The 8,255-nt window shown below is 72.5% G+C and carries 7 protein-coding genes and 1 pseudogene; all 8 read right to left on the reverse strand.

The window, feature by feature from the left end:
- Positions 1-27: 27 nt before the first annotated feature.
- Positions 28-1,620, reverse strand: a complete 1,593-nt coding sequence (locus I3F58_RS16780; RefSeq protein ID WP_240109420.1) for an NADH-quinone oxidoreductase subunit N — start codon at positions 1,618-1,620, stop codon at positions 28-30.
- Positions 1,617-3,245: an NADH-quinone oxidoreductase subunit M gene (locus tag I3F58_RS16785; RefSeq protein WP_240109421.1), complete on the reverse strand. Its 1,629-nt coding sequence runs from the start codon at positions 3,243-3,245 to the stop codon at positions 1,617-1,619. The genes I3F58_RS16780 and I3F58_RS16785 overlap by 4 nt, the downstream gene beginning before the upstream one ends.
- Positions 3,246-3,248: 3 nt before the next feature.
- A complete protein-coding gene (locus I3F58_RS16790) occupies positions 3,249-5,333 on the reverse strand; it encodes an NADH-quinone oxidoreductase subunit L (RefSeq protein ID WP_240109422.1) in 2,085 nt (694 codons plus the stop codon).
- Positions 5,330-5,701: an NADH-quinone oxidoreductase subunit NuoK gene (gene nuoK, locus I3F58_RS16795; protein WP_240109423.1), complete on the reverse strand. Its 372-nt coding sequence runs from the start codon at positions 5,699-5,701 to the stop codon at positions 5,330-5,332. The genes I3F58_RS16790 and nuoK overlap by 4 nt, the downstream gene beginning before the upstream one ends.
- Positions 5,701-6,306: an NADH-quinone oxidoreductase subunit J gene (locus tag I3F58_RS16800; protein ID WP_240109429.1), complete on the reverse strand. Its 606-nt coding sequence runs from the start codon at positions 6,304-6,306 to the stop codon at positions 5,701-5,703. The genes nuoK and I3F58_RS16800 overlap by 1 nt, the downstream gene beginning before the upstream one ends.
- Before the next feature lie 26 nt (positions 6,307-6,332).
- Positions 6,333-6,932 carry an NADH-quinone oxidoreductase subunit I gene (locus I3F58_RS16805; RefSeq protein WP_240109424.1) on the reverse strand — a complete coding sequence of 200 codons (600 nt, stop codon included), beginning with the start codon at positions 6,930-6,932 and terminating at the stop codon, positions 6,333-6,335.
- A complete protein-coding gene (locus I3F58_RS16810; RefSeq protein ID WP_240109425.1) occupies positions 6,932-7,900 on the reverse strand; it encodes a complex I subunit 1 family protein in 969 nt (322 codons plus the stop codon). Before I3F58_RS16810 ends, I3F58_RS16805 begins: the two co-directional genes overlap by 1 nt.
- Positions 7,897-8,255 (reverse strand): annotated as a pseudogene (locus I3F58_RS16815) (NADH-quinone oxidoreductase subunit C); the annotation flags it as partial. The pseudogene I3F58_RS16815 and the gene I3F58_RS16810, both read right to left, overlap by 4 nt.

Consider the following 8,255-nt stretch of genomic DNA (forward strand, 5'->3'; position numbering starts at 1 on the left):
GTCCTGCTCCTAGGGCGGGTCGGAAGGTCAGAAGAGGGAGGTCGCGGCGAAACGCAGCACCAGCTGAGGGTAGCCGGACAGCAGGACACCGCCGACTCCGGTCAGCGCGACGGCCGCGGTGAGCGGGGCGGGAACCCGAAGCCGTACGGCAACCGCCGTGGGGACGGCCGCCGGTGCCGCCGCCAGGGCCTCCTCGGGGGCTGCTTCCGGGGCTGCTTCCGGCGCGCGGAACAGGACCGCCGTCCAGCGCAGGTAGTAGTACAGGGCGATGACCACGTTCACGCCCATGACGACCGCCAGCCAGCCGAGGCCAGCGTCGACGGCGGCGGAGAAGACCACCACCTTGGCGAACAGGCCGATGATGCCCGGCGGCAGCCCGGCGAGGCACAGCAGGAAGAATCCCATGGTGAGCGCGGTCACGGGCCGGGTCGCGTACAGGCCCCGGTAGTCGCTGATGCGGTTGGCCGGGTGCGTACGGGCGACGACGGCGGCGACCGCGAAGGCACCGAGGTTCACGACGGCGTACATCAGGGCGTACGCGACGGTGGCGCCGATCTGGTCGTCGCTGGAGTACGCGGCGGCTGCGATCGGCACCAGGAGGTAGCCGGCCTGTCCGACGGACGACCAGGCCAGGAGGCGAATCGCGCTCCACGCACGCGTGGAGACCTGCCGCAGGGCGGCGACGTTGCCGACGGTCATCGTCAGCGCCGCCAGCACGGCCAGGGCGGGGCCCCACACATCGGCGTACGACGGGAAGGCGACGACGGTCACCAGGATCAGCCCGGTGAAGCCGACGGCCTTGCCGACCACGGACAGATACGCGGCCACGGGCAGGGGCGCGCCCACGTAGGTGTCGGGAACCCAGAAGTGGAAGGGCGCGGCGGCCGTCTTGAAGGCGAAGCCGACCAGGGTGAGGGCGACTCCGGTCTTGGTGAGGGTGCCGAGCTGAGCGGGGACGTCGTCGAGTTGCCGGGCGATCTCCGTCAGGTGGAGGGTGCCGGTCGCCGCGTACACGAAGCTGACGCCGAGCAGGGTGACGGCGGTCGCGGTCACGGAGGACAGGAAGAACTTCAGGGCCGCCTCGCCGGACATCCGGTCGCCGCGCTTGAGGCCGACGAGCGCGAACGCGGGCAGGGAGGCGACCTCCAGGGCGACGACGAGGGTCGCCAGGTCCCGGGATGCGGGCAGCAGCGCGGCTCCGGCCGCCGAGGCCAGCAGGAGGAACCAGAACTCCCCGGCGGGGAGTTTGTCCCGGGTGTCCGTGAGGGACAGCAGGGCCGTCAGCAGGGCGCCGCCGAGCACCAGGAACTGGATGACCACGGTGAAGTGGTCCGCGACGTAACTGCAGGCGTCGGTGCCGGTGGTGAGGCAGAAGGTGGAGCGTTCGCCGGAGCGGAGCGGCGCCAGGCTGAGGAGCGCGGCGGCCAGTCCGGCGACGGCCGCCCAGCCGAGGAGGGTACGGCGGTCCCGTGACACGAAAAGGTCGGCCACGAGGACGGCGAGGGCGACGACGGCCGCGATGACCGGCGGGGCGATCACGGCCCAGTCGACGGTCTGGACGACGTCGCCGGCGGTGGACGCGGTCGGGAGAAGGGCGGCGCTCGTGGCGGCGGGGGTCACGACTTGCCTCCTGCGAGGAGCTGCTGCACGGCCGGGTCGGTGAGGCCGAGGAGGACCGCGGGCCAGAGTCCGGCGAGGACGGTGAGGACGACCAGGGGCGTCCAGGCGGCGAACTCGTACGCCTGGACGTCGGCCAGGCGCGGCTGGTCGCCGGCGGGTGCGGCGCCCATGCAGACGCGGCGCACGACGACGAGGAGGTATGCGGCGGTGAGCAGCGTGCCGAAGCCCGCGACGGCCATGTAGGTGAGGAAGGCGGGGCGGCTGAGACCGGGGGCGGGCTGGAAGGCGCCGAACATGGCGAGCATCTCGCCCCAGAACCCGGCGAGCCCCGGCAGGCCGAGGGAGGCGACGGCGCCGAAGGCGAGCAGGCCGCCGAGGCGGGGCGCCCGGCCGTAGAGGGCGGCGCCGGTGGCTCCGGCGAGGGTGTCGAGGTCGGCGGTGCCGCAGCGGTCCTTGAGTGCGCCGACCAGGAAGAAGAGAAGGCCGGTGATCAGTCCGTGGGCGATGTTCGCGAACAGCGCGCCGTTGACACCGGTGGGCGTCATGGTCGCGATGCCGAGCAGCACGAAGCCCATGTGGCCGACGGAGGAGTAGGCGATGAGCCGCTTCAGGTCGCCGTTGGCGCCCGTCGGATACGGCGGCGCGGAGCCCCCCGACGAGGTGCGGCGGCCGGTCGACGGGAGAGCCAGGGCGAGGCAGGCGAGGGATCCGTAGATGATCCCGGCGACGGCGAAGGCGGCGAGGTAGGGGGCGAAGACCCGCATGCCGTCGGGGGCGACCGGCAGAGCGATGCGTACGAATCCGTACGTGCCCATCTTCAGCAGCACACCGGCGAGGAGGACGGAGCCGACGGTCGGGGCCGCCGTGTGGGCGTCGGGCAGCCAGCTGTGCAGCGGCCACATCGGGGTCTTGACCGCGAGCCCGACACCGATCGCCAGAACGGCGATGACCTGCAGTGACGTGCTCAGTCCACGGCCGTTGTCAGTGGCCAGTGCCACCATGTCGAAGGTGCCGGCCTTCAGTCCGATGAGCAGGAAGCCGAGCAGCATGACGACGGAGCCGAGGAGGGTGAAGAGGATGAACTTCCAGGCGGCGGCCTGCCGTCCCTCGCCGCCCCAGCGGGCGATGAGGAAGTACATCGGGATGAGCACCATCTCGAACGCGAGGAAGAACAGCAGCAGGTCGAGGACGGCGAAGGTGGCGAGCGTGCCGGACTCGAGGACGAGGAGCAGCGCCACGAAGGCCTTCGGGGACGGGCCCGCGGGTGGCTTGAAGTAGCTGTAGAGCGCGCAGAGAAAGCTCAGGAGCGCGGTCAGGACCAGGAGAGGGAGGGAGATGCCGTCGACACCGAGGTGGATCCGCACGTCGAGTGCCTTGATCCAGCTGATGTCCGTCGTGGCCTGCATCCTCGACGGCTGGTCGTGGTCGAAGCCGAACGCGAGGACGACGGCGGCGAGGAGGACGGCGCCGGTGACGGTGACGCCGTGGCGCAGGACGGCCTGGCCGGGTGACTTCCCCTTCAGCCCGGGCGGGGCGGGGAGGAGGGCGGCGGCGGCACCGAGGAGCGGGGCGACGACGAGGAACGCGAGAAGGAACTGCATCACGGACTCGCTGATATCGATCACGGCTCACGACCCGGCGTTGACGGTGGCAAGGACGACGGCGGTGACCGCCAGGACGACGGAGCCGGCCAGCAGGACGCTGAGGTAGGTCTGCACGTTGCCGGTCTGAGCCCGGCGGACGAGCGTGCCGAGCAGCCGGGTGGTCAGGCCCGCGCCGCGGACGTAGGTGTCGACGACCTCGCGGTCCAGGAAGCGGACCAGGGAGGCCGCCGCCAGGACGGGCCGGACGAACAGGGCGCTGTAGACGGCGTCGAGGTGGAAGCCGACCGCGGCGTGCCGGTACAGGGGGCCGAGCAGCAGGTGGCCCGGGTCGGTGGCGGCCGTGGTGGCGGGCGGCGGCGCGGCGGTGATGGCCATGGCCTCCGACGCGGCGGGCTCCGACACGGGACGCGGCCCGATCGCGGACTCCGCCTCCGGTACGGCTCCGGGCGCGCCCTGGCCGGTCACGGCGACGGACGGGACGGCAGGCCCGGCGGGGGTTCCGGCCGCGGCGGCAGCAGGGAACCTGGCGGCGCGGGCGGTGAGGTGGCGCCAGGCTGCATAGGTGAGGAGGCCGCCGATGAGGGCGATACCGGTGCTGAGGACCGCGGTGGTGACGGTCGGGGTGAGGGGGTTGCCGTCGAGCCAGTCGTCCAGGACGTAGGCGGCCAGTCCGAACGCGAGGGAGGGGAGGGCGAGCACCCACAGGACGGCGTTCATGACAAGCGGCTCGCGGCCGTGAGAGGGGGCCTCGGCTCCCCGGCCCCGGAAGGCGAGCAGCCACAGGCGGGTCGCGTAGGCGGCGGTGAGGAGGGCGGTGAGCAGACCGGAGACGAGGACGATCCAGCCCGCTCCGGCGGGGGCGATGTCCCGGTCGCCGAGGGCGGTGTGCTCGGCGGCGACGAGGACGGCCTCCTTGGAGAAGAAGCCGGCGAACGGGGGGATCGCGGCGAGCGCGAGAAGGGCGATGGTCGTCGTCCAGTAGGCGTCCGGGACGCGCCGCGCCAGACCGCTCATCCGGGACATGGCGGTCAGCGAGTTGGTTCCGGCGGCGTGGATGATCACGCCGGCCGCGAGGAAGAGCAGGGCCTTGAACGCGCCGTGCGAGAGGAGGTGGAAGACGGCGGCGCCGCGGTCACCGACGGCGAGGGCGCCCGACATGTAGCCGAGCTGGCCGATGGTCGAGTAGGCGAGGACGCGTTTGATGTCGTCCTGGGCCAGCGCGGCGAGCGCCGAGCCGACCATGGTGAGTGCGGCCATCACGGCGAGGACCGTCATCGCGACGGCGGAGGCCGCGAAGAGCGGAAGGAGACGTGCGACGAAGTAGACGCCCGCCGCGACCATGGTGGCCGCGTGGATGAGCGCGGAGACCGGGGTGGGGCCGGCCATGGCGTCGGGGAGCCAGGTGTGCAGCGGGAACTGGGCGGACTTGCCCGCGACCCCGGCGAGCAGGAGCAGCGCCACGACGGTGGGGTGGTCGATGGCTCCGGCGGAGACGGCGCCGAGGATCCCGGTGATCCGGAACGTGCCGGCGTCGGCGGCCAGGGCGAACAGGCCGATGAGGAACGGGACGTCACCGAGCTTGGTGACGAGGAACGCCTTGAGTGAGGCGGCCCGGGCCTCGGGGGTCTCCCAGTAGTGGCCGACGAGGAAGTACGAGCAGATGCCCATGATCTCCCAGCCGACCAGCAGCACCATCAGGTCGCCGGAGTAGACGACGAGCAGCATCGCGGAGGTGAACAGGGAGACGAGCGCGGCGTACGAGGGGTAGCGCGGGTCGTCGCGGAGATAGCCCGTCGAGTAGATCTGTACGCAGGACGCGACGACGCCGACGACGACGGCCGTGAGGACGGCGAACCCGTCGAGGTGGAGGGCCAGCTCGATCGGGACCGAGCCGGTCGGGGTGAGCCGGGTGGCCGCGTCGACGGCCTGTGCGCCGCCCCCGCCGCCCTGACGGACGGCGACCAGGACGGCCAGCGCGAGCGCGGTCAGGGTCGGCAGGACGGCCAGCGGGCGGACGAACCCGGGGGCGGTCCTGCCGAGAAGGAGGCCGGCGGTGGCGCCGAGGAACGGAAGGAGGGGGACGAGGACGGCGAGGGTCGTGGTGGTCACGCGGTGGCCTCAGCCTTCTCGCCGGTGCCGGTCCGTGCGGCGGGGCCCTCGTCGGGGCCGGCGGTCTCGGCGTTGTCGCGGAGCTTGTCGATGTCGGCGGTGCCGCGGGAGCGGTAGACCATCAGGACGATCGCCAGGCCGATGCCGATCTCGGCGGCGGCGATGGCGATGGTGAAGAGGGTCAGCGCCTGGCCGGCGTGCAGGGTGTCGCGGAGCCAGACGTCGAAGGCGACGAGGTTCAGGTTGACCGCGTTGAGCATCAGCTCGACGGACATCAGGACCAGGATCGCGTTGCGTCGGGCGAGGACGCCGTAGAGGCCGGTGCAGAAGAGCAGGGCGGCGAGGACCGCGGGGTAGGCGAGGTGCATCAGCGCTCGCCCTCCCTGTCGGCGGCGTCCGGGTCGGCGGCGGCTCCGGGGCGGTCGGCTCCGGCGTGGTCGGCCGCGGTGTTCCTGCGGGACAGGACGATGGCGCCGACGAGAGCGGCGAGGAGGAGGACGGAGAGCGCCTCGAAGGGCAGCACCCAGTGCCGGAAGAGCATCTCTCCGGTGACCCGGGTGGAGCCCTGGACGGGGCCGTCCAGGTCGATCCAGGTGGTGCGGAAGGCGTCGACGACCACCCAGACCAGGGCCGCCGCGGCGGCGACGGCCACGGCGAGGGCAGCCGGGCGGTTCCCGGAGTCGGCGTCCGGGGAGCGGCCGATGGGGGCTCTGGTGAGCATGAGGCCGAAGAGGAGGAGGACGACGACGGAACCGACGTAGATCAGGACCTGCACCCAGGCGATGAACTCGGCGGTGAGCAGGAGGTACTCGACCGCGAGGCCGCCGAGGGCCGCGACCAGCCAGAGCGCGGCGTGGACCAGCTGGCGGCTGGTGACGGTGACGACCGCGGCCCCGAGGGTGACGACGCCGACGAGGAGGAAGGCGATCTCCACACCGGTGGGCGACAGGAAGCCGCTGGGGGCGGACGTCATGGCGGGGCCGGTGAGGGCGAGGGCGGTCACGCGGGGCCTCCCTCGGAGGTGCCGTCGGCCTGCTGGGCCGGAGGCTCCTCTGCTGCGGCCTGCTCGGCGGCCTGCTGGGCGGCCAGTTTCCCGGCGGTCTTGCGGGCGGCGGCCAGTTCCTTGGGTTCCTCGGCCGCCGGGTCCAGGGCAGGCGGCTCCGGGACGGTCCACATCCACTCGCGGAGCTTGTCCCGCTCGTGGGTGAGGTCGCGGATGTCCGTCTCCGCGTACTCGAACTCGGGCGACCAGAACAGCGCGTCGAAGGGACAGACCTCGATGCAGATGCCGCAGTACATGCAGAGCGCGAAGTCGATGGCGAACCGGTCGAGCACGTTGCGGCTGCGCTCGCGGCCGCCGGGGGCGGCGGGCGGCACCGTCTCCTTGTGGGAGTCGATGTAGATGCACCAGTCGGGGCACTCACGGGCGCACAGCATGCAGACCGTGCAGTTCTCCTCGAACAGGCCGATGACTCCGCGGGTGCGGGGCGGCAGTTCGGGCTGGACGTCGGGGTACTGCGCGGTGACGGTCTTCTTCGTCATCGTGCGCAGGGTGACGGCCAGGCCCTTGGCCAGGCCGGAGCCGGGGAACGGAGCCACTACTGGATCACCACCTTGACGATGCCGGTGAGGGCGATCTGGGCGAGCGCGAGCGGTACGAGCGTCGTCCAGGCGAGCTTCTGGAGCTGGTCCTCACGCAGCCGGGGGTAGCTCACCCGCAGCCAGATCACGATGAAGGCGAGCACGGCGGTCTTGAGGAGGGTCCACAGCCAGCCGAGGCCCTCGGCGCCGAACGGGCCGTGCCAGCCGCCGAGGAAGAGCACGGTGGTCAGACCGCACAGGATGACGATGCCCGCGTACTCCGCGAGCAGGAAGAGGGCGAAGCGCAGGCCGGTGTACTCGGTGTACGCGCCGAAGATGATCTCCGAGTCCGCGATCGGCATGTCGAACGGCGGGCGCTGGAGTTCGGCCAGGCCCGCGACGAAGAACACCAGCGCGCCGACGATCTGCCAGGGCAGCCACCACCACTCGAACGCGTCGAGGATGCCCGGCAGCGAGACCGTGCCCGCCGCCATCGCCACGGAGGCGGCGGCGAGCAGCATCGGCAGCTCGTACGCGAGGAGCTGGGCGGCGGTGCGCAGGCCGCCGAGGAGGGAGAACTTGTTGGCCGAGGCCCAGCCCGCCATGAGCGAGCCGAGGACGCCGACACCCATGACCGCGAGCACGAAGAAGATGCCCGCGTCGACGATCACGCCGACCGCGCCCTCGCCGGGTCCGACCGGGATGGCGATGAGGACGAGGAGGTACGGGAGCAGCGCGACGGCGGGCGCGAGCTGGAAGATGCGGCGGTCGGCGTCGGCCGGGACCACGTCCTCCTTCTGGGCGAACTTGACGCCGTCCGCGACGAGCTGGGCCCAGCCGTGGAAGCCGCCCGCGTACATGGGGCCGAGGCGGCCCTGCATATGGGCCATGACCTTGTGCTCGGTCTGGCCGATCACCAGGGGCAGGGTCAGGAACAGGGCGAAGACGACGATGAGGCGGAGTGCGATGTCGAGTGCGTCGTTCACGCCTCGTCTCCTTCCGGCCGGTCCTCAGCCCGCTCCCCGGCCGGGTCCTTCGGTTGTTCCTCCGGCCGTCCCCCCGGCCGGTCCTTCTCCGGCTGCTGCTCCCGCCGTTCGTCCGGCCGGTCCCCGGGTTCCGCGTCGTCGAAGGCGGGGCGGGGGTTGTTCCAGGGGGCGTCGGTGCCGCGCTGGCCGGCCGAACCCTCGCTCGCCGAGCGGGCGCGACGGGGGCGGGCGGGCGCGGCCGGGGTCCCGGTGGCGGCCGGGGTCTCCGATGCTGCCGGGGTCTCCGGGGCCGCTGCCTGGCTGGCGGAGCCCTGGGCGGCGGTTCGGGTACGGCGCGCCGGACGGTCACCGGCGG

The sequence above is a fragment of the Streptomyces sp. MUM 203J genome, from assembly GCF_022414595.1.
GTDB lineage: Bacteria > Actinomycetota > Actinomycetes > Streptomycetales > Streptomycetaceae > Streptomyces.

Bases quoted from the DNA above. Each gene is read 5' to 3' on its own strand.
- nuoK (WP_240109423.1), bottom strand. From the start codon at position 5,701: ATGCACCTCGCCTACCCCGCGGTCCTCGCCGCCCTGCTCTTCTGCACC.
- I3F58_RS16800 (WP_240109429.1), bottom strand. From the start codon at position 6,306: ATGACGTCCGCCCCCAGCGGCTTCCTGTCGCCCACCGGTGTGGAGATC.